This window comes from uncultured Tateyamaria sp. (assembly GCF_947496075.1).
In the GTDB taxonomy this organism is placed as follows: domain Bacteria; phylum Pseudomonadota; class Alphaproteobacteria; order Rhodobacterales; family Rhodobacteraceae; genus Tateyamaria.
In genome coordinates this window covers 517,112-536,707 of sequence record NZ_CANMBJ010000002.1, presented here as the reverse complement: position 1 = coordinate 536,707, position 19,596 = coordinate 517,112, and the positions used below count along the sequence as shown (strand labels likewise).

The following is a 19,596-nucleotide window of genomic DNA, read 5'->3' as shown; positions in this document are numbered from 1 at the left end:
GTCGGATAACAGCCTAAAACCACAATTCAATCACTGAACCACATTGTGGTAAGCAGGCGCCAAACTGCCCGTCAAACTCTTCTGCTGTCGAAGAGTAAGGGGGCGGCCAAACATCCACTGACGTTAAGCTGTGTTACGGGTCAACGGGTCACGCCGGACTGCTCGACGCAAAAGGCACACCACGATAGGCGCAGCGGCCGGCCACCCATGTCCCCTGCACGGCCGGAACAGACGCTTCCGGCCAGTCGACCAGAACAAGGTCGGCACGCTTGCCGATTGCGATCTCGCCGCGGTCGTTCAACTTCATCGCTCGTGCCGGACCGGTTGAGATCAACGACCAAAGCGCGTGGCGATCCGCACGGCGCTCTTCATCAAGCTTTGCAATGGCGGCCAGCATGGCAGGGTAAAAGTAATCCGAGGCCAGTGCATCACACAGACCCGCCTCGACCATATCGCCGGCACTGAGAGAGCCGATATGGCTGCCGCCCCGCGCCGCGTTGGGTGCGCCAAAGATGATCGGGTCGCCGCCTGCGCGTGCGGCTTCTGCGGCTTCCAACACCATCGGAAATTCGGCCACATCGGCGCCAAGTGTCCGGAAATAAGCACGGGTTTCGTCGCGCGTGTCGTCATGGCTCAGCATCGGTGCGCCCACCGCGCGGCCCATCTCGGCCACCTTGGCGATCATATCGGGAACCGCGCTGCGCCGGGTCCAAACCTCGCCCAGAAGCGCGATGTAGTCGTCCTCGCCCAACCCTGCACGACGGGCCTTTGCAACGGTGCGCACCTTCATGCGGTCATCATCCAACGCGGCAACCGAGAATTCGGGGGACAGTTCGAACGCCCGTTCCTGGATCGGGACATCATAGCCGCGCATCACCATTGATGTGTGATCGTTGAAGGCGATCGATGGCAACAGCGGTCCCGCAAGTGCCCATTCGATCACGTCCAGCGCCTCGAACGCAAAGGTTTCCCACCGCAACTGCACCCGGTTTTCCACCGTCAGCCGGGGGGCCAGATCGCGCATGGCTTGCATCAGATCGCGTCCACGATGCACATCGCGCAGGCCGGGTTCCCACCCAAGGGTGATTGCGTGGTAAGCCGTCGCGATGCCATTCGTGGCCAGCTGCCGGTCGGTATCAATCACCGCGGTTGCGGTCGGAAAGTACACACCCGGGCGCGGCATCAACTGCCGCTCGAACGCATCGCCATGCACGTCGATCAAGGCAGGCGCAAGGATCAGGCTGCGCGCATCAATCACCGCGCCTTGCGCGGGGCCGCCGATCTCGGCAATCCGCCCTTCGTCGATTGTTACACTGGTTTCCGCGATACCATCCGGCAGATAGACCTGCGCGCCTTCAAAGGTGATCATCTACAGCCGTTCCATAGTCAGGTGCCAATGGTATGAACCCAGTTTCTCGGGCTCGCGGTCTTCCAGCTTGCGGCACGCAAGGCCCAAGAACAAGCTCTCCCGCCCCTCCTGTCCCCGCCCTGCTTGGCGCGGCCGCCGGATTATTGAGCATATGAGGTGTGCCGGACGCAGTACGCGTCCAGACAAATTAGGTTCTGCACAAAATGCACGCAGAATTTGGCCGATACTGCACCGTCTTGAATACAACCAGTTGGAGAAAAAATCGGCCTCCGATACTGTCGCTCTATTGTTCAAAAACTTTCACAGTTTGATGCGAACACAACACCCAAGAGTCTTCCTAAAGGGGAATCGATATGAGCCGCCACTATCGTAACTTTGAATTCGGATCCTGGAGAGATGATGTCCTGACAGGCACCGATGGACGAGACTACATCTTCGCATTTGGCGGAAGCGATACCATCACGTCGGGCGCTGGAAACGACCGGATCTTTGCCGGTTTCGGAAATGATGTCATTGACGGCGGCGCCGGAAACGATCGGATCTTTGGTGGCCTTGGGTTTGATACGGCACAGTATGCCGGATCAATCGACGACTACTCCATCAACGTACGCAGTTGGTGGGGCCCAACCACCGTAACCTCCATCAACCCGAGTGTTGAGGATGCGGGCCGCGACACGCTTTACAGTGTCGAGGCCCTCTATTTTGCGGCAGACGACTATACCCTTTTCCTGAACGGCGAGAACAACGCCGTTCTTGCAGGCGACGACGAAGTTGCGACTTTGGAAAACACGACCTTGACCATCACGGCCAACGCGCTCTTGGACAACGATCGCGAGTTCGACGGCGATATGATCGAGATCACCTCCGTTTCGGCCGTCAGCGCAGCCGGTGCGCAGGTCACGTTCAACGATGGCGAAATCAGCTATGATCCGGGCACAGTCTTTGACTATTTGGGCGCAGGTGAAACGGCCACGGACACGTTTACTTATGTCGTCGATGATGGAAATGGCGGAACGGACATGGCCACCGTCACAGTTACAATCACCGGCGAAAATGATCCGGTCATCGCAGGTGATGACACAGCAACCGTCAGCGAAAGCGGCGTCCTGACCATAACGACGGCTGCCTTGCTAGCCAATGATACGGACGCGGACGGTGATGCGCTTGAAATTACGGCTGTTTCGGAAACCAGCGCCTCCGGCGCCACGGTCAGCCTCGTTGACGGCGAGGTGACGTATGATCCGGGTTCGGTGTTTGACAGCCTCGGTGCCGGAGAAACCGCAACCGACACATTCACCTACATGGTCACTGATGGCAACGGCAGCACAGTAACGGCGACAGTCACCGTCACCATCGAAGGTGAAGGCGAAGCGCCAAACCTGCTGGCCGTCGACCAGATCTGCTTGATCGAAGGCAACAGCACGTTCCAAGCCGTCATAAGCGCGGACGATCCCGACGGCGACACGCTGAGTTTTTCGCTGTCAGGCGACGATGCCGAGTTGTTCACAATCGATGCAGAGACCGGAGCCATCAGCTTTGTCGCACCGCCAGAGGTGGACAATCCGCTCGACGCAGGCGGGGACAACATCTACGACCTTGATCTGACAGTGTCCGATGGCACCGAAACCACCACCCGCAGCGTCGCAGTGCAAGTCATCCCCGCCCCTCAAACGGGCGGCAGTGGAACCAGCACGATTGCATTTGACATGGTCGGCAGCGCATCGCTGGGCCTGCTCGATTTCGTCAGCTCCGCGCCGACTTTCACTAGCGCCGGAGACGGGTTTGGCTTCTTTGAAGCAGGGTCAGGCTCTGTACCTTTCAGCCTTGTTGATGACAGCGCCGGCAGCTTCCCAAGCGACAGCCTCGGCATCATCGACAGCAACAGCAACACCGATGTCTTCTTTGGCGCCACCGATACGCAAAACAACGACAATGATGGGGATGTCACAGCCACATGGTCGTTCAACATCGCCGGCGAAAGCGATCTCAGCCTGAGTGTCGACGCGGGCGCCATGGGCGACTTCGAAAGCTCCGACAGCTTTGTCATCAGCTACAACATCGATGGCGGCGCAGATGTCGTGCTGTTCGAATTCGTCGCGGATGAGGATGCTACGCTGGATTACACGCTAGCGAACGGCAACGTCGAAACGCTGGATGACCCGCTGACCGTGGCCGGAACGGGTGAGGTACTGTCCAATGTTCTGCAAACGCTCAGCGCCGATCTGGCCGGCACAGGGTCCGTTCTCAACGTCACTCTGACGGCCAACACGGATGGCGGATCAGAAGCGTTTGCCATCCAGAACCTCGTGATCGAAGCGGCGACACCCGCTGGCCCCCAAGTGGTTGCGTCGACCCTGACGGGTGGTGCGGATGTGAACCTGATTTCCTTCACAAACAACGCGCCAGACTTTTCCAGCGCCGGGGACGGATTCGGGATCTTCCAGGTGGGCACAAGCGGGTCCATACCGTTCAGCCTTGTGGATGACAGCGCCGGAAGCTTCCCAAGCGACAGCCTCGGCATCATCGACAGCAGCACCAACACCGACCCGTTCTTTGGCGCAACAGATACGGTCAACAGCGACACATCCGGTCCGGTGTCCGCCACATGGGCCTTTGACATTTCCGGCTTCAGCGACCTGATGCTGTCGATTGACGCGGGCGCCATGGGCGATTTCGAAAGCTCCGACAGCTTCACCTTCACCTACAATATCGACGGCGGCACCGAGATGTCTCTGTTCGACTTCGTCGCCGACGAAGCAGCGTCACTCGACTACACCCTCGCGGGCGGAAGCGTCGAAACGCTAAGCGACCCTCTGACCCTTGCCGGATCGGGCGAGGTTCTGTCCAACATGTTGCAAACCCTGACCGGATCGATCGAAGGCACCGGGTCCACCCTGAACCTGACCTTCACCGCCGAAACCGACGGCGGGTCCGAGGCGTTTGCCTTTCAAAACCTCGTCATCGAGGGGACCGGCGGAACAGGAGAGCCCGAAGCCCCCACCTATTCCATTGCCGCGCTGAGCGGCGACGTGTTTGAAGGCGACGACGGCGTGACCGAAGTCAGCTTTGAAATCACACGCGACGGCGACGTGTCCGAGGCAGGCAGCGTTGAGTTCACCATCGGCGGCGATGTCGATGCAGAGGATTTTGGCGGCACCCTCCCGACCGGCACCGTGGAGTTTGCGGAAGGCCAAACCTGCGCCACGGTCACATTTGAAGTGACGGGCGACACGGTGATCGAAGACGATGAAACCTTCACCGTGACCCTCACCAACCCAGTGGGCGGTGACATCGTGATCCCAACGGCGTCGGTCGAAGTGTTGGACGATGACGACCGGGTGCTGATTTCCGACATTCAGGGTGAAGGCGCTGAAAGCGAATTGGTGGATCAGGTCGTCACGGTCGAAGCGATCGTCACCTACGTGACCGAGAACGGGTACTTCCTGCAGGAAGAGGACGCTGATGATGACGGCAACGCCCTGACCTCGGAGGGGATATTCGTTTTCACCGGGGGAGAGAACCAACCGGCTGTTGGCGATCTGGTCGTGACACGCGGCGTGGTTGACGAATTCTTTGGCCAGACACAACTGTCCCAGGATCGGATACAAGTCGTGTCATCGGGCAATGCGCTTCCAACCGCAGCCACCGTCTTGCTCAGCGGTGCCGCGCAGAACTTTGAGGCCATCGAAGGCATGCGCTTTACACTCGACAGCGGTGTCGAAGGCGAAAACATCACGGTGATCGAGAACTTCAACCTTGACCGCTTTGGTGAAATCACCGTCTCGGCGGGCATACAGACCCAACCAACCCAGATTTTCGATGCGCAAACCGAAGCGGCAGACGTTGCGGCCCTGGCTGAAGAGAATGCTAATAACCGGCTGCTGATCGACGACGGTGTGTCAGAGCAGAACCCGGACGAGTTCCAGTACATTGCCAACACGACAGATGGCGACAATGGCAATGGTTTCCTTGATTCAGGCGACACCTTTACCGAGGATGGACCGACTTTGCGCCTTGGCGCAGAGCTTGACGGGCCGACCACCGGCGTCATGAGTTTTGGCTTTGGCGAATACCGCATGCTGGTCGAAGGGACGCTGGATATCGACGAAAGCACCAATTCCGGCGCGCGTGAAGAAACAGCACCGGACGTTGGCGGAAACATCCAGGTCGCATCGGTCAACGTGCTGAACTACTTCTCTACCTTGCGTGGCGAAGGCGGCTCTGGCCCGAATGGTCTGGACCCGCGCGGGGCCTCAACCGAGGCCGATCTTGAACGGCAGACCGACAAGCTGGTGGACGCCATCACAGGGACCGGGGCAGAGGTTTTCGCCCTGCAAGAGATCGAGAACGGCGGTTTCGGAGCGGACTCGGCCATCGCGACCCTGGTCGATGCGCTGAACGTGGAAGCGACGGACACCGGATCAGGCGCCAACTACGCCTTTGTCGATCCAACAACCGACGCAGGCTTTATCGGAACCGATGCTATTACAACCGGCATCGTCTATGACGCCAACGCTGTGTCGGTTGTGCATTCCGAATTCCTCGCGTTCGACGAAAGTTCAGCCGCGACAACCTTTGCCCTGGCAGAGGTTCTGAACGCTGTGGTGCCGTCAGATGCTCAAGTTGGTGATTTCCAACGGAACCGCCCTGCGGTCGCGGCCACGTTCGAAGACAATGAGACTGGCGAGACGTTCACCATCGTTTCAAACCACTTCAAATCGAAAGGCCCAAGCGGGTTGGACGATCTGGTCGAAGCCGCGCAAGACTATCTGGACGGCGGTGGCACGGACATCACGCAGGCCGATATCGATGCGCTGATCAACGACCCCAATTACGACCAGGGGGACGGTCAGGCGTTCTGGAACCAGGTTCGCGCCGACGCCGCGGCCGAGGTCCAGACCTGGATCGAAAATGACTACATGGGCGGTGGTGTGTCCAACTTCATCATCATGGGCGATCTCAACGCCTATGCACAGGAAGATCCGGTGCAATCGCTTGCCGATGATCCCGGTCTGGTGGACCTGATTGATCAGTTCATCGGCCAAGACGAGGCATACAGTTTTGTCTTTGACGGTCAGCGGGGTTCTCTTGATCATGCCATCGCCTCGGATGACATGGCCGGATGGATCACCGGTGCAGCCGAGTGGCACATCAACGCCGACGAACCAGACCTCTTGAACTACAACTCGGCATTCAACAACGCGAACTTCTTCGAAGACAGCCTGTTTGCGTCGTCCGATCACGATCCGCTGATTATTGGTATCAACACCAATCCGGATGACATTCTGGTTGGGTGAGCCAACACTTTGACGCGTGCGCCTTGCAGTCTTGGCGCACGCGCTTGCTAGACCACGAAGTTTGGCAACGGTCTTAAAGTAAAGTGCGATGCCTCTTCGACGGATTTGAGCAGAAGAGGCATCGCTTCTGCGCATTGGCATTTGATGTGCGATCACCCGCACCTGCAGCAGTCATTTGCGCTGCGAGGGCACGCAATGCAAAGCCGCAATGATTCAGATGGGCTCGGAGAGACACTCAGCCGGATTGCACAAAACCCGCGTCTGGGCATACCAACTTAACAGTCCAATGTGGGGTCTTTGCGACAGACTTAATTCCAGCCGTCACAATGCCGCCCCCCCTCCGAGGGTCAGTCTGCCTCGCCACCGGTTAACATGCACATATCACACCGTGCGCAGGGCCAACCCTCTCTTTCTCCACGACAATCCCGAAGTCATTGAGAATTCGTCTCTGAACCGAACAGCTTGTCCCCGCGGGGACAAACCCGTTCTCACCGCAAGATCAGCGGCTGTTTCAACCAGTCTCGCAGCGCTTGTGTCGTCTCCGCTGGCATCTCCAGCGTCGGCAAATGCCCCGCGTCGTCCAACACTTTCAGCTCGGCTCCCGGGATCAGCTCTGCCATGAACGTATGCCGTTTGACCGGGCACAATTCATCATGCGCACCACACAGAACCAAGGTCGGGACCTTACATTTCCGCAGCGTGCCCTGCTGGTCCCGGCGGCGTTGCAAGGCGCGGGATTGGCGCATGAAAACCTCCGGCCCAAGGGCAGACGCCATGTCCATCACGAGATCGAGGATCTCGTTCACATAAGGTCCGGGCGCGAGGTAGTTGGGCTTCATCTCATCCCGCATCACCTCTTGCATCCGCCCCGTCCGGACCTTCACGATCTGAGGCTCGCGGGCCGCCGCGACCTGCGGCGTTTCAGCCAGCGGGTTGGTGTCCATCAGCGCCAGTCGGGTGACGCGATCCGGAGCGCGGCGCAGGATTTCCATTGCGACGATCCCGCCCATGGATAGACCTGCCAGCGCGAAACGTTGGGGAAGTTCGTCGAGCAGGCCGCTTGCGATCTCCTCGATCCGTTCCCCGCGGGTTACAGGCGACACCATCACCGAAAATTCGGAAGACAATTCAGCAATCTGCGGACCAAAGAGCCGCGCGTCGCACATCATTCCGGGAAGAAAAACAAGGGGCTCAGCCATGCCCCTGCCCTGCCATTCGCGCCATCTGCTGCCTGCTGATTAACGTTTTGTTTACCATGGCCTGCCGCGCGGGCGGCGGCAAGCCCTGCCGGTCGATCAACTCTTGATCTGATCCCAAAAGAGCGCAAGGTGTCGGCTGACAATCTCGTTGTAGCGGTCGCTTTGCTTGAGTTTCGCCAGCCCTGCGTTGAAGCGATAAAGATGCGCTGTTCCCCGCCAGTGCTTCTTGGAAATCAACACATGCAACCCCTCGATCGACACGGGCCGGGACAAAGGTGCCACCTTGTCCGTCAGCCCCATCTCGAACATCTTTTGCACGCCAAGAAATTCATTCAAGGCCACGGCGTCCACGTCACCCGCCACAAGCATCTTGAAGCAATCGTCAGGTGTGGCGGGTTGCGCCAGCGTGACCAACCCATCGCTCAGCCAACGCCGGTCGGCGCGATCCAGATCATGGGTAAAATACCCGGCAGGCCGACACAGGGTTTTCCCGTGCAAGTCCGTGTCCTGCGCAAACGTGAACCGGTCCTCGGCTCGAGCAAACAGCAGGATGACCAGATCGACAAGCGGTTCGGAGAAATGGAAATTGGCGCAGCGTTCGTTTGACGGATTGCCCGCGCAGTCCGGTTTGAACCACGGGAACCCCATGTCAAACTCCTTGCTGTCGAGCATTGGAAAGAGATGCTTGGACCAGTCATTTTCCCATTCGATGGAATAAGTCAGCGGGTTCGGCGTGGTTTCAAACGCAGCGTTGACCAATTCGGTCAGCATCCCCTGCCCCGGCCAATCCAGATCGGTGAATGGCGCATAGTTCGAGGCGGTAACCAGCTTGATCTCGGCTTCGACCTCTTGCTGCAAGGGTTTGGGGTCCGCCTGCACTGTCGGTGTTGGTGCTTGGGGTTGTGCAACCACATCCGGGCACGGAATGGACAACACGGTGCCCGCAGGCAGGTCCAGCAGGCTGCCCCCCTGAATGTCCGGGTTGTTGTAGAAGATCAGCGACCAGCGTGACAGATCGCCAAGCTGCTCTTCGGCAATCGAAAACAGCGTATCACCCGGCGCCACGACCAGAGAAGGCTGGCATGCCATGGCCGCCGAGCCAAACCCGAGGCACGCAGCCGTCGAGAGAACGAGACGACGCAACATCAGAAATCAGCCCAGATCTTTGACATATGCCGGTCAATCACCTGCTGGTATTCGCCGGAAAGCTTGATCGCATCCAGCCCACCGTTGATGGTCGACAAGAGCGCGTCTGCATTGGGGTGATCCTTGTGGACAAGGACGTGCAACCCTTCGATAGACACCGGGCGGCCCTGCACCACTTCGACCTGATCCTTTAGGCCCAGATCCTTGATCGCGGCGCGGCCCGTGAATTCGTTCATCGCAACGGCGTCCACCTCACCTGCGACCAGCATATCAAAGCATCCCTTCACGGTCTGAGGCTGCTTCAAAGTGATTTTGCCATCGGTGATCCAACGCCGGTCAGCGCGGTCGAGATCATGGGTGAAATACCCTGCCGGACGGCAAAGTGTGCGCCCCTCGATATCGCTGTCCTGCGCAAAGGGGATGGGCCGGGTTTTGTCCACAAAGAGCAGGATCAGCATCTCGAACATCGGGTCCGAGAAGTGGAAATTCGTACAGCGGTAATTGTCCGGGGAGCCTGCGCAATCGGGTTTGTACCAGGGAAAAGCCATGTCCATCATGGCGTTGGTCATCAGCGGATCGAGGTGCGATGACCAGTCGTTGACCCAATGCACACGGTAGTTGTCATTCGATTGCGAGCTGCGCATCGCCGTGTGGACGACATCCGTAATGAGCCCTTCGTTTTCAAGGGCTTGGTCGGTGAAAGGGGCAAAGTCACCTGCCGTTACGATATTGATCGACTGTTCGAGTTTGCGCCGTGTGGGGGCTGTCGTCGCCGTCTGTATGACGGGTGCAGTGGTTGTCGTCGCGCCGGGCAGTCCGACCGGCAGACCGTCGATACAGCCCAGGCGCAACTCCATTCCGACCAGTAGGGCATTGGGGTTCTCTCCAATGACAGACAGGTTATTGCGGTGCACCTCTGTCCACTTGGTCGCGTTTTTGTATTGCTGGTCAGCGATCACGGACAGGCTGTCGCCCCGTTCTACCGTGTAGACGCCGCCGCATGCCTGTGCCGCAGCCGTCGTGGCCGACGCAGCCAATGCCAGCGCCGCCGCTCCCAAGAATCGTTTCATTGCCTGTCCCCCCAGGTGTATTGGGGCGCAAAATCCCTTATTTTGCTGGGCTACGTCAACTCACAAACCAGATATTGGTGTAAAGTATACAGGTTGACACATATTGCATCGCACCCACTGCATCAAGGGTAGGCGATTCCGCGAAATGGTGGGAAATCGGCATAGCGACGCTGTCTTTGCTCCAACGGCTCGGCGGGGTCGTCCCCGCGGCGCAGGAGCAGACCCTTGGGCGCGATATAGCTGCCAATCATGCGGTGTGGTGTTGGGCGCCAATCAAGGTTGAAGGCGCAGAGTTTTGGAAAGAACCACATGCCGGAATAGGGCAAATGGTCGTGAACCCACCATGCCAGATCGCGCCAGTCACGCCCCTGTTCGTATTGGTCGGTGAACCATGGGATCGCGAGTGATGTGCCCGCGATAGCCGCATCCCGCTGCCCCCAATCCCAGATGTGGCATTCAATGGGATTGTCGTTACGGGCGCAGTTCAGCCTGTTTTCATTGCCGTACCGGTTGAGTTCAGGCGAGCGGTAGCCGGAGCGTATGGCAAGCCTGCCAAAGGTTTCTTCGAGCGGGTCGAGCAGTTGGGTGCAGAGCTGCTTTCCATTGGCGATGGCGAGGTCCGGGTCGCGCGGAAGGTTCTGGATTTCGTGGTAGTTGCCGATTTCCGAATAGAGGAAGTCGCGCATGTAGAAGTGCTTGGACAGTCGCACGCGGCCAAGGTTTTCAAGGCTCCACATGCTGCCGGGGCGGCGCATTCAAGCTGCCCCGTTCCATTGGAATTCGCCGTTTGGCCCAAGCGGGGAGAACGGGTTGTGGGCGACTTCCCAAATGTTTCCTTCGGGGTCGGCAAAGTAGCCGTGATGCCCACCCCAGAACACGTCCTGGGCCGGTTTCAGGATGTTGGCCCCAGCGGCCGCGGCCTGCGCAAGGAGCGGAGCGACATCGGACTTGTCCGGGACATTGTGCGCGAGGGTTATGGCCCCGCGCCCCAGTTGATCGATGGGCAGTCCGATCTCGTCCGCGAGGGCCTGAAGCGGGTAGAGCCCAAGCGTCTGCCCGATCAGGTCAAAGGCGATGACCCCATCGGGGCTGTCGACCCGTTGCCAGCCCAGCGCCTCGTAGAACGCCGCCAGCTTGTCCATGTCGCGGGCACCGAGCGTGATGAGCGAGACGCGTTGGTCCATGTCAGTTCTCCAGCGTGGCAATCCAGTCGAGCATACCCTGAACTGTCGCGTCTGTCTGGCCGGGAGACATGATGTTGCCCGAGATGACGTGGGATTGCGGGTCGTCCTGCGCACCCATGGTCGGGTTGACTATGTGGGTGGGGGCGCCCCATGCCTGTACGACTTGGGCTGTCAGGTCCGGGCGGACGACTTCGTCGGCTTGCGCGTACCAGAAGAGCGCCGGGATCGTTTGGGTACTGTGATCCATGTCAGCGACCGCGTCAATCAGGGCCGCCATCGGCATGACGGCGACGCTTGGATACTCGGTTGTCCAGTATAGCCCATGTTCTTCGCTTCGGGGTTTGAAGCTGCGCCGGTCTCCGGCCAGTGGCGGCAGCCAATAGCGGGCAGCGGGCCAGCTGAGCAGTTTGGCGAGCGGGTTGCTGAGCCCGTAATTGGGTGAAACGAGGATGATGCCCGCAACGTTTTCCATGAGGTCTGCGTCTTGGGCCGTGGCGGTGACGAGTGTGGCCCCGGTGGAGGTGGAGAGGATCAGTACCTTGGTCCCAGCGGCGCGCGCGGCGGTCAGCCCTTCGGCGAGATCGTTGACCCAGCCTTGGACCGTTCCTTCGGCAAGCGCGTCGCTGCTGCGTCCGTGGCCTTGAAGCCGTGTGTAGATCAGGTTTGCGCCAAGAGTTTCAGCGATGCGGTCGGGGACGGGGCGGATTTCTTCGGAGGTGGCGGAGAAGCCGTGGATATAGAGAATGGACCAGTCGGTTTGAGCGCCTGCGTCACCGGCCCAGACGATCCGCTTTTTCGTGCCGGGGGTGATATCGTCGAACCGGCTTTCGACAGTTGCGAAATGTGCGTCGAGGTCCTCACCTATCTCGGTGATCGTGGGGGTCAGCGGCGCCTTTTCGTAGGGGCCGAAAAGCCAGAGGCCCGCGATCAGCAGGACGAGGATGAGGAGGATGCGGCCGAGCGCCTTGCCGAAGGTTTTCATGCGCTCTCCAGAATGTCAGTGATGGCGTCTTCGATCAGGCCGAGGCAGGGACCGTCGGAAAAGCGGTGATCGGCGCCTTTGACCAGGTTCAGCCGCATGTCGGGGCTGTCGGCATGGTTCAGAAGGCGGACAGCGGTTTCGGTGGAGACGGCGGTGTCGGCGGTGCCCTGGAGGCAGCGCACGGGGAACGGCAGCGGCAGCGGGTCGCGCAAAACGAGGTTGTTAAGCCCGTCTTCGATCAGGCGCTTGGTGATGATGTAAGGCTCCATGTAATCCGACGGCATAGCGATCTGGCCTTCGGCTTCCAGCGTTGCTTTTTGCGCGTCGGTGAAGGAGGCCCAATAGCCATCTTCGGTGAAGTCGGGGGCGGCGGCAATGGTCACCAGCCCCGCCACCCGATCCGGGTGCGTGCGGGCAAAAAGTAACGATTGCCAGCCGCCCATGGAACTGCCCACCACGATCAACTTGCCGTCGGTCAGGGTGTGCATGGCGTAAGCAGTGTCTTCGGCCCAGTCGCCAATACACCCCTCTTCGAAGGTGCCGGAGCTGATCCCGTGACCGGAATAGTCGAACCGCAGGAACGCGCGGCCCTGGGCACGGCACCAGGCTTCGAGGTGGATGGCCTTGGTCCCTTCCATGTCGGATTTCAGTCCGCCAAGGAACACGACCCATGGCCCCGTTCCTTCGCTCCGATGATAGGCGAGCCGCCGCCCTTGTGGCGTGTCGAGATAGTCTGGTCCGCTCATGTCCCCTCCTCTTCGTTTGGCGGATCATCTGCAAGCACGCCGCATCTGTCCATCCTGACGCTGGGGGATTTTTATACGTGACCATCTTGTCACGTGACTAAATAATCACATATAGGACTCCCATGGATGATCTGTTCAAAGCCTTGTCAGACCCCGCCCGCCGCACGCTGCTGGACAGCCTGCGCGACCGCGACGGTCAGACCCTGCAGGATTTGCAGGGGCTGCTCGACATGACCCGGTTCGGTGTCATGAAGCATCTGGGTGTTCTGGAAGAGGCTGGACTGATCACCACGAAAAAGGTGGGGCGCTTCAAGCACCACTACCTCAACGCCCTGCCCCTGCAGGAAGCGATTGACCGCTGGATCGACCCCTATCGGGTCAAACCTGCGGCCCGAGCGGTACTCGACCTCAAATATCAGCTTGAAGACGAAGGAGACCCCGAGATGTCGAAACCCGATTTCGTGATGGAGACGTATATCAAGACCACGCAGGACCGTTTGTGGGATGTGCTGCTGGATGAAGATGCGATCCCGCATTACCACTTCATCTGCAGCAAGGCGACACGCAACGGTGATGCGATCACCATGCACCTTCCCGATGGATCGCCCATGCTGACCAACCGGCTGCTGTCATCCGACCCGAAAAGCCGCCAGGAATGGACATTCGAGCCGCATTGGGACCCCACCGCAGACATTCCCGCCAGCCGCGTCATCTATCTGCTGCGGAACGAAGGGGAGTTCATCCGTCTGACCATCGAGCATTATGATCTGGGTGTACCTGCCGTGCCCGGCGAGGGTGTCGCGGATGGATGGGTGCGCTGGGCGGCTGGCCTGAAAACCTGGCTTGAGACAGGCGAGGATGCCCATATCGGCCCCATGGACGCGGCGGAGGCGTAGGAGATGGCAACCGAGCTTATCATCCTGGGCGTGCTGGCCGTGATGGCAGCGTCCCTGTGGATTCCGTACATCATCGGGGTCAATACAGCGCCCGAAGGGTCAATCCCGGCAGATGCGCCCGATGGCTTCATCATCCCACCGGATCCGAATGTACACCGCCCCTGGGTCCGCCGTGCGTACCGAGCTCATCTGAACCTGCTTGAGCAATCGGTTCCCTTTGCCATCCTGGTGCTTCTGCTAGATCGGGTTGACGGCTTCACCGCCCTGACAGTGTGGACAAGCGTGGCATTCCTGCTGCTGCGCGTGGCCCATGCGGTGGGATACATCACCGGAACGGCCGGTTTCCCGGCCCGACCGCTGATCTTTACCGGCGGCTGGCTGTGTTGCCTAGTGATGGCCTGGGCATTTTTTGCCGCTTAATGCCGGTCCGCGCCCTTGACGGGCGCGGATTTGCCGGTTTCAGTGCCCCCATGATCAACCGCATTGCACATCAGTATTACTATGGCACGCATTCCCTGCGTGCTTTTGGTGTGCCTGCTTAGCCCACCCAAAGCCGCGTTCGAGCGGCTTTTCCCCTGCCTTCCCGAACGCGGCGCGTTTGAAAGGAAGGAGGCAGAGATGCCCATCACCATACGAAAGATGACCGAGGACGACGTGCCGGAGGTCGTGACCATGATCAACGGCTTGGCCACGTGCCACGACGATGTGCCGGATATTGACGCGGAACGCTTGGCCCGCGATGCGCTGGGACCACACCCATGGGCCACAGTTCTGGTGGCCGATGGCGGATCGCAATTATTGGGTTATGCCGCTCTTTTGCCCATGGCGCAATTGCAATTCGGCGTGCGCGGAATGGACATGCACCACCTGTTTGTTTGCCGAGATGCACGGGGCAACGGTGTCGGCGCAGCGCTTGTGCGCGCCTGTCAGGCAGAAGCGCGAGAGCAAGATTGCAGTTTCATGACCGTGGGCACGCATCCCGACAATCGCAAGGCCGGACGCTTCTATGAACGCGAGGGGTTCCTGCGCCGCAGTGGCACAGGCCCACGTTTCAGCCTGCGGCTGGATCAGCCGCCGACATAAGGCCCTTTGGCGGGGCGGTAGAATGTCTTTTGATTGTGCAACCGCCCCAACAGATCATGGATCTGGCGGACGTTGTCATTGGCGGCCTTTTCGGCAAGGTCGTCATTGATAGAAGCGTTTTTGGACGCGCGCAACGCATCCTCGATCAGGTCCAGGTCTTCAACGGACAACTCAAACGTCTTGTTGTACTTGGGCACTGCGCGTTCCTCTCGCGATCAGAAGTTTCCGATAGTGAACACCCTTGTAATTAAGGATTCGCGTCCGCGCGTCCAGTGCAAACCGTCGCAAATCGACAGTTTTTTGTCGTTTTCTCGGCATGCCTTTGTATGCCGGACAAATGGCGCCTCAAAATGTGGCGGCGCTTGCGCCATGAACCTTGACGACATCGGCCCACCCTGTCACATCGCCTTATGACATAACCTAGCAACCGGGCGTTCCGTGGGCGCCAAACTGACGAGGATGCCGATATGGCCAAAGATCAGCACCAGATTTCCCTTACCTTTCCCGATGGCAATGCGCGCGCCTATGACGCGGGCGTAACCCCTGCCGCCGTGGCCGAGAGTATTTCCAAGAGCCTGTCCAAGAAAGCCATCAGTGCGACCGTCGATGGTCAGCACTGGGACTTGCAATGGCCCATTGATGCCGATGCACAGGTCGCCATCCACACCATGCAGGATGAAGCGCAGGCCAATGAGCTGGTCCGCCACGATCTGGCGCACATCATGGCACGTGCCGTGCAGGAAATCTGGCCCGACACCAAGGTCACCATCGGGCCAGTGATCGAGAACGGCTGGTACTACGATTTTGACCGGGAAGAGCCGTTTACCCCGGATGACCTCGGCCTCATCGAGAAGAAGATGAAGGAGATCATCAACAAGCGCGATCTCGTCACCACCGAGGTTTGGGACCGCGATGTGGCGATCAAGTATTACGAGGACCGGGGCGAGCCCTACAAGGTCGAGCTGATCGAGAGCATTCCGGGTGATGAACCGCTGCGCATGTACTGGCATGGCGACTGGCAGGACCTGTGTCGCGGGCCGCACTTGCAGCACACCGGTCAGGTGCCGGGTGATGCATTCAAGCTGATGTCCATCGCAGGTGCCTATTGGCGCGGGGATTCCGACCGTGCGATGTTGCAGCGCATCTATGGCGTGGCCTTTACCGGCAAGGAAAAGCTGCGTGCCCATCTGAACATGCTGGAGGAAGCCGCCAAGCGCGATCACCGCAAGCTGGGCCGCGAGATGGACCTGTTCCACATGCAGGAAGAAGCCCCCGGCCAGGTTTTCTGGCACCCAAACGGCTGGACGATCTATACCGAGTTGCAGGACTACATGCGCCGCAAACAACGCGCAGGTGGCTATAGAGAGATCAACACGCCCCAAGTCGTTGACCGCAAGCTCTGGGAAGCTTCGGGGCACTGGGACAAGTACCAAGAGCACATGTTTATCGTCGAGGTCGAAGAGGAACATGCCAAGGAAAAGGCGGTCAACGCGCTCAAGCCGATGAACTGCCCCTGCCATGTGCAGGTGTTTAATCAAGGTCTCAAATCCTATCGCGACCTGCCGCTGCGGTTGGCCGAATTCGGATCATGTTCACGCTATGAACCTTCGGGTGCGCTGCATGGCATCATGCGCGTGCGCGGTTTCACGCAGGATGATGGCCACATCTTCTGCACCGAAGATCAGATCGAAGATGAATGCGCCAAGTTCATCAATTACCTCGCCGAGGTCTATGCCGATCTGGGTTTCGAGAAGTTCGAGATCAAATTCGCCACACGCCCCGAAAAGCGCGTTGGCAGCGATGAAAGCTGGGATCACGTCGAAGGCGCGCTTGAAGGTGCGATCAAGGCGACCGGTCGCGAGTTTACGCCGGAGCCGGGTGACGGGGCTTTTTATGGCCCCAAGCTGGATTTCTACCTTACTGACGCCATCGGACGGGTCTGGCAGTGCGGCACGTTCCAGGTCGACCCGAACTTGCCCGAGCGACTAGGAGCCACCTATATCGCCGCCGATGGCAGCAAGCAGCGCCCCTATATGCTGCACCGCGCCTGCCTTGGATCCTTCGAACGGTTCGTGGGCATCATGATTGAGGAACACGCGGGCAAGCTGCCCTTCTGGCTGGCCCCGCGCCAAGTCGTCGTTGCGTCGATCACGTCTGAGGCGGACGATTACGTGGCAGAGGTTGTCGAGACCTTGCGCGCGGCGGGCGTGCGGGCCGAAGCCGATATTCGCAACGAAAAGATCAACTACAAGGTCCGCGAACACTCTGTCGGCAAGGTGCCGGTCATTCTTGCTGTCGGTGCGCGCGAGGTCGAGGAAAAGACCGTGTCCGTCAGACGCCTAGGCGAGAAGCGGACAAGTGTGCATCCTTTGGCAGAGGTTGCGGCGCAACTTGGCGTCGATGCCACGCCACCGGACATGCGCTGACACCTGCGTCTGCAACATCTGCACACCGCATTGCAACAATTGGGCCGAAATCTGCGTGGATTTCGGCCCTTTTTCTAACAAGTGATAACGGCTCTGTGACACACCGGCTCGTGAGTGGTAACTTCCATCCAAGCCGACCTATGTAAGGCTCACGACCGTACTGTAACCGATATCCGAAAGGGACGTTGAAGATGTCGAAGACGATGAAATCCGTTGCGATTGTTGGCGCAGTTGCTGCCGCAATGACCGCACATTCCACAACCACTGCATCCGCTGCAGGCAAAGAGAAATGCTATGGCATTTCGCTGGCTGGCGAAAATGACTGTGCCGCAGGCGCTGGAACCACCTGCGCCGGCACGTCGACTGTAGATTACCAGGGCAACGCCTGGACACTTGTTGACGCAGGCACATGTGCCGAAATCGAGCTGCCCGCACTGGCCGACGGCACACCGCGTCAAGGTTCGCTGGAAGAACTCAGCCGCGACCTGCCCGCATAAGGCGACGTCACACGCCTTCGCCGGACCTAAACAGGTCCGGCGCATCTGTTTCCAACGACGTTCTGGAGGCTCAGACATGCTGGATGCGACATTGACACCGCCTCGCCTGCCATCCGCCCCCGGCGTTGGCTACAAAGCCCAGCATTTCACCGAACTGCGCACCGCCCCCGGCCCCGTCAAGTGGCTCGAAGTGCACGCAGAAAACTACATGGGCGACGGTGGACGCCCACATGCTCAATTGCGCGCACTACGTGATGACTTTGCTATCTCTGTGCATGGCGTGGGTCTGTCGATCGGTGGCGAAGGCCGCCTTGATCCGGATCACCTTGCCCGTTTGAAACATCTTGTCGGCTGGCTGGAACCCGCCAGCTTTTCCGAGCATCTGGCGTGGTCCACCCATGGTGCCGAGTTTCTGGATGACCTGCTGCCCCTGCCCTATACCGACGCGACCCTGACCCGCGTTGCGGATCACATCGACGAGGTGCAAGAGGCACTGGGCCGCCGGATGCTGCTTGAGAATCCGTCGAGCTATCTTGCCTTTGCCGAAAGCACGTGGTCCGAGACGGATTTCCTTGCTGAACTGGTGCGCCGCACAGGCTGTGGCCTGCTGCTGGATGTGAACAACGTGTTCATCTCGGCCACCAATCTGGGTTACACGCCGCAGTCATATCTGGATGCCTATCCCCTGTCAGCTGCCGGCGAAATCCATATTGGCGGCCATGACGAAGACGAGGATGATCATGGCGCGCCACTGTTGATCGACAGTCATGGGCGCGAGGCCGCAGAGCCTGTTTGGGCCCTGCTGGATCATGCACTGTCAGGCACGGGTCCTGCCCCTGTTCTTGTTGAATGGGACAATGACGTGCCAGAATGGCCCATCCTGCGCGCCGAAGCCGACCGTGCCGCGGCCGCGCTGGCCACGATCAACGCCGGGTAGCGCCATGGCATCCTCGCAAACCGACTTTCGCGCGGCCATCCTTGATCCGGACCGTCCGGTGCCAGATGGCCTGACTGACGGAGATGGGCGCCCAACGACCCGCCGCTTTTCGGTGTATCGCAACAACGTGACGGTCGCCCTGATCGATGCAATGCGCACTGGTTTTCCGGTTCTGGTGAAGCTGGTGGGCGATCAGAATTTTGACCAGCTGGCCCGTCTGTTTGCGCGTGCACATCCGCCTGCGTCCCCGCTGATGATGTACTATGGAGATGTGTTGCCTGCGTTTCTCGACAGGTTCGAGCCGCTGGCCCATATCGGGTATCTTTCGGATGTCGCAAGATTGGAGTTGGCGGTGCGCCAATCCTATCACGCGGCGGACAGTACACCGCTGGACGCGGCCCGACTGGGGGCAATCGCCCCCGATGTCTTGATGCGCACCCGCCTTAGGCTGGCCCCAGCCGTGCAGGTGTTGTCGTCCCGCTGGCCGATCCTTGATATCTGGCGCTACAATATGGAAGACGGCGCACAGAAGCCGCGCGGGATTGCCCAGTCTGTATTGGTGACCCGCACGGAATTCGACCCGGAACGCCATGCTATCTCGGACGCGCAATTCGCATGGCTGAGTGCCATCCGTGCAAATACCACATTGGAAGAGGCCGTAGATGCGGCCACGGAAATGGACCCCGAATTCGACCTTGGCCCGCTGCTGACCCTTCTGATCCAGCACAACGCCCTTACTGACATGATCACCCCAAAGGAATGAC

At 59.5% G+C, this 19,596-nt stretch carries 17 protein-coding genes; 8 read left to right on the top strand and 9 right to left on the bottom strand.

Annotation, left to right across the window (positions count from 1 at the left end; translation table 11 throughout):
* Window positions 1-148 precede the first annotated feature (148 nt).
* Window positions 149-1,369 (bottom strand): alpha-D-ribose 1-methylphosphonate 5-triphosphate diphosphatase, encoded by a 1,221-nt coding sequence (locus Q1A51_RS06520; RefSeq protein WP_299598512.1) that lies wholly within the window; start codon window positions 1,367-1,369, stop codon window positions 149-151.
* A 353-nt stretch (window positions 1,370-1,722) separates the two neighbouring features.
* On the opposite strand from Q1A51_RS06520, the gene Q1A51_RS06515 reads away from it, so the two are divergent.
* Window positions 1,723-6,666: an ExeM/NucH family extracellular endonuclease gene (locus Q1A51_RS06515; protein WP_299598515.1), complete on the top strand. Its 4,944-nt coding sequence runs from the start codon at window positions 1,723-1,725 to the stop codon at window positions 6,664-6,666.
* A gap of 488 nt (window positions 6,667-7,154) precedes the next feature.
* Here the strand turns inward: Q1A51_RS06515 and Q1A51_RS06510 are convergent, their stop codons facing one another.
* The 7 genes from Q1A51_RS06510 to Q1A51_RS06480 form a co-directional block, all read right to left on the bottom strand.
* Window positions 7,155-7,865 (bottom strand): alpha/beta fold hydrolase, encoded by a 711-nt coding sequence (locus tag Q1A51_RS06510; protein ID WP_299598520.1) that lies wholly within the window; start codon window positions 7,863-7,865, stop codon window positions 7,155-7,157.
* 96 nt (window positions 7,866-7,961) lie between these two features.
* Entirely contained in the window at window positions 7,962-9,011 is a 1,050-nt protein-coding gene (locus Q1A51_RS06505) for a transporter substrate-binding domain-containing protein (protein ID WP_299598523.1), read from the bottom strand.
* Window positions 9,011-10,081 carry a transporter substrate-binding domain-containing protein gene (locus Q1A51_RS06500; RefSeq protein WP_299598526.1) on the bottom strand — a complete coding sequence of 357 codons (1,071 nt, stop codon included), beginning with the start codon at window positions 10,079-10,081 and terminating at the stop codon, window positions 9,011-9,013. Before Q1A51_RS06500 ends, Q1A51_RS06505 begins: the two co-directional genes overlap by 1 nt.
* Window positions 10,082-10,203: 122 nt before the next feature.
* Window positions 10,204-10,818: a hypothetical protein gene (locus Q1A51_RS06495; RefSeq protein ID WP_299599667.1), complete on the bottom strand. Its 615-nt coding sequence runs from the start codon at window positions 10,816-10,818 to the stop codon at window positions 10,204-10,206.
* 18 nt (window positions 10,819-10,836) lie between these two features.
* On the bottom strand, window positions 10,837-11,265 hold the full coding sequence (locus tag Q1A51_RS06490; RefSeq protein WP_299598528.1) for a VOC family protein: 429 nt from the start codon (window positions 11,263-11,265) through the stop codon (window positions 10,837-10,839).
* 1 nt (window position 11,266) lies between these two features.
* Window positions 11,267-12,247 (bottom strand): alpha/beta fold hydrolase, encoded by a 981-nt coding sequence (locus Q1A51_RS06485; RefSeq protein ID WP_299598530.1) that lies wholly within the window; start codon window positions 12,245-12,247, stop codon window positions 11,267-11,269.
* On the bottom strand, window positions 12,244-12,993 hold the full coding sequence (locus Q1A51_RS06480) for an alpha/beta hydrolase (protein ID WP_299598533.1): 750 nt from the start codon (window positions 12,991-12,993) through the stop codon (window positions 12,244-12,246). Before Q1A51_RS06480 ends, Q1A51_RS06485 begins: the two co-directional genes overlap by 4 nt.
* Window positions 12,994-13,115: 122 nt before the next feature.
* On the opposite strand from Q1A51_RS06480, the gene Q1A51_RS06475 reads away from it, so the two are divergent.
* From Q1A51_RS06475 to Q1A51_RS06465, 3 genes are all read left to right on the top strand, one after another.
* Window positions 13,116-13,889: a helix-turn-helix domain-containing protein gene (locus Q1A51_RS06475; RefSeq protein WP_299598536.1), complete on the top strand. Its 774-nt coding sequence runs from the start codon at window positions 13,116-13,118 to the stop codon at window positions 13,887-13,889.
* Between the two features lie 3 nt (window positions 13,890-13,892).
* Window positions 13,893-14,309 carry an MAPEG family protein gene (locus Q1A51_RS06470; RefSeq protein WP_299598539.1) on the top strand — a complete coding sequence of 139 codons (417 nt, stop codon included), beginning with the start codon at window positions 13,893-13,895 and terminating at the stop codon, window positions 14,307-14,309.
* 81 nt (window positions 14,310-14,390) lie between these two features.
* The gene (locus Q1A51_RS06465) at window positions 14,391-14,972 is read left to right on the top strand and encodes a GNAT family N-acetyltransferase (RefSeq protein ID WP_299671208.1); all 582 of its coding nucleotides are present in this window, start codon (window positions 14,391-14,393) and stop codon (window positions 14,970-14,972) included.
* Here Q1A51_RS06465 and Q1A51_RS06460 read toward each other — a convergent pair.
* Window positions 14,957-15,169 carry a hypothetical protein gene (locus Q1A51_RS06460; RefSeq protein WP_299598548.1) on the bottom strand — a complete coding sequence of 71 codons (213 nt, stop codon included), beginning with the start codon at window positions 15,167-15,169 and terminating at the stop codon, window positions 14,957-14,959. The two genes, Q1A51_RS06465 and Q1A51_RS06460, sit on opposite strands and share 16 nt — an antisense overlap.
* Window positions 15,170-15,439: 270 nt before the next feature.
* Between Q1A51_RS06460 and thrS the strand changes: the two genes are divergently transcribed.
* The 4 genes from thrS (at window position 15,440) to Q1A51_RS06440 (ending at window position 19,595) form a co-directional block, all read left to right on the top strand.
* Window positions 15,440-17,398 carry a threonine--tRNA ligase gene (gene thrS / locus Q1A51_RS06455; RefSeq protein ID WP_299598551.1) on the top strand — a complete coding sequence of 653 codons (1,959 nt, stop codon included), beginning with the start codon at window positions 15,440-15,442 and terminating at the stop codon, window positions 17,396-17,398.
* A gap of 191 nt (window positions 17,399-17,589) precedes the next feature.
* Window positions 17,590-17,895: a DUF2282 domain-containing protein gene (locus tag Q1A51_RS06450; RefSeq protein ID WP_299207321.1), complete on the top strand. Its 306-nt coding sequence runs from the start codon at window positions 17,590-17,592 to the stop codon at window positions 17,893-17,895.
* A 76-nt stretch (window positions 17,896-17,971) separates the two neighbouring features.
* Window positions 17,972-18,832: a DUF692 domain-containing protein gene (locus tag Q1A51_RS06445; RefSeq protein ID WP_299598555.1), complete on the top strand. Its 861-nt coding sequence runs from the start codon at window positions 17,972-17,974 to the stop codon at window positions 18,830-18,832.
* Window positions 18,833-18,836: 4 nt separating this feature from the next.
* The gene (locus Q1A51_RS06440) at window positions 18,837-19,595 is read left to right on the top strand and encodes a DUF2063 domain-containing protein (protein ID WP_299598559.1); all 759 of its coding nucleotides are present in this window, start codon (window positions 18,837-18,839) and stop codon (window positions 19,593-19,595) included.
* Window position 19,596: the final 1 nt, after the last annotated feature.

Excerpts from the sequence above, each read along its gene's own strand:
- Q1A51_RS06465 (WP_299671208.1), top strand. The coding sequence starts at position 14,391 with ATGGCACGCATTCCCTGCGTGCTTTTGGTGTGCCTGCTTAGCCCACCC.
- Q1A51_RS06495 (WP_299599667.1), bottom strand. The coding sequence starts at position 10,818 with ATGTGGAGCCTTGAAAACCTTGGCCGCGTGCGACTGTCCAAGCACTTC.
- Q1A51_RS06480 (WP_299598533.1), bottom strand. The coding sequence starts at position 12,993 with ATGAGCGGACCAGACTATCTCGACACGCCACAAGGGCGGCGGCTCGCC.
- Q1A51_RS06485 (WP_299598530.1), bottom strand. The coding sequence starts at position 12,247 with ATGAAAACCTTCGGCAAGGCGCTCGGCCGCATCCTCCTCATCCTCGTC.
- Q1A51_RS06450 (WP_299207321.1), top strand. The coding sequence starts at position 17,590 with ATGTCGAAGACGATGAAATCCGTTGCGATTGTTGGCGCAGTTGCTGCC.
- Q1A51_RS06470 (WP_299598539.1), top strand. The coding sequence starts at position 13,893 with ATGGCAACCGAGCTTATCATCCTGGGCGTGCTGGCCGTGATGGCAGCG.
- Q1A51_RS06520 (WP_299598512.1), bottom strand. The coding sequence starts at position 1,369 with ATGATCACCTTTGAAGGCGCGCAGGTCTATCTGCCGGATGGTATCGCG.
- Q1A51_RS06505 (WP_299598523.1), bottom strand. The coding sequence starts at position 9,011 with ATGTTGCGTCGTCTCGTTCTCTCGACGGCTGCGTGCCTCGGGTTTGGC.
- Q1A51_RS06445 (WP_299598555.1), top strand. The coding sequence starts at position 17,972 with ATGCTGGATGCGACATTGACACCGCCTCGCCTGCCATCCGCCCCCGGC.
- Q1A51_RS06510 (WP_299598520.1), bottom strand. The coding sequence starts at position 7,865 with ATGGCTGAGCCCCTTGTTTTTCTTCCCGGAATGATGTGCGACGCGCGG.
- Q1A51_RS06475 (WP_299598536.1), top strand. The coding sequence starts at position 13,116 with ATGGATGATCTGTTCAAAGCCTTGTCAGACCCCGCCCGCCGCACGCTG.
- Q1A51_RS06490 (WP_299598528.1), bottom strand. The coding sequence starts at position 11,265 with ATGGACCAACGCGTCTCGCTCATCACGCTCGGTGCCCGCGACATGGAC.
- thrS (WP_299598551.1), top strand. The coding sequence starts at position 15,440 with ATGGCCAAAGATCAGCACCAGATTTCCCTTACCTTTCCCGATGGCAAT.
- Q1A51_RS06500 (WP_299598526.1), bottom strand. The coding sequence starts at position 10,081 with ATGAAACGATTCTTGGGAGCGGCGGCGCTGGCATTGGCTGCGTCGGCC.
- Q1A51_RS06515 (WP_299598515.1), top strand. The coding sequence starts at position 1,723 with ATGAGCCGCCACTATCGTAACTTTGAATTCGGATCCTGGAGAGATGAT.
- Q1A51_RS06440 (WP_299598559.1), top strand. The coding sequence starts at position 18,837 with ATGGCATCCTCGCAAACCGACTTTCGCGCGGCCATCCTTGATCCGGAC.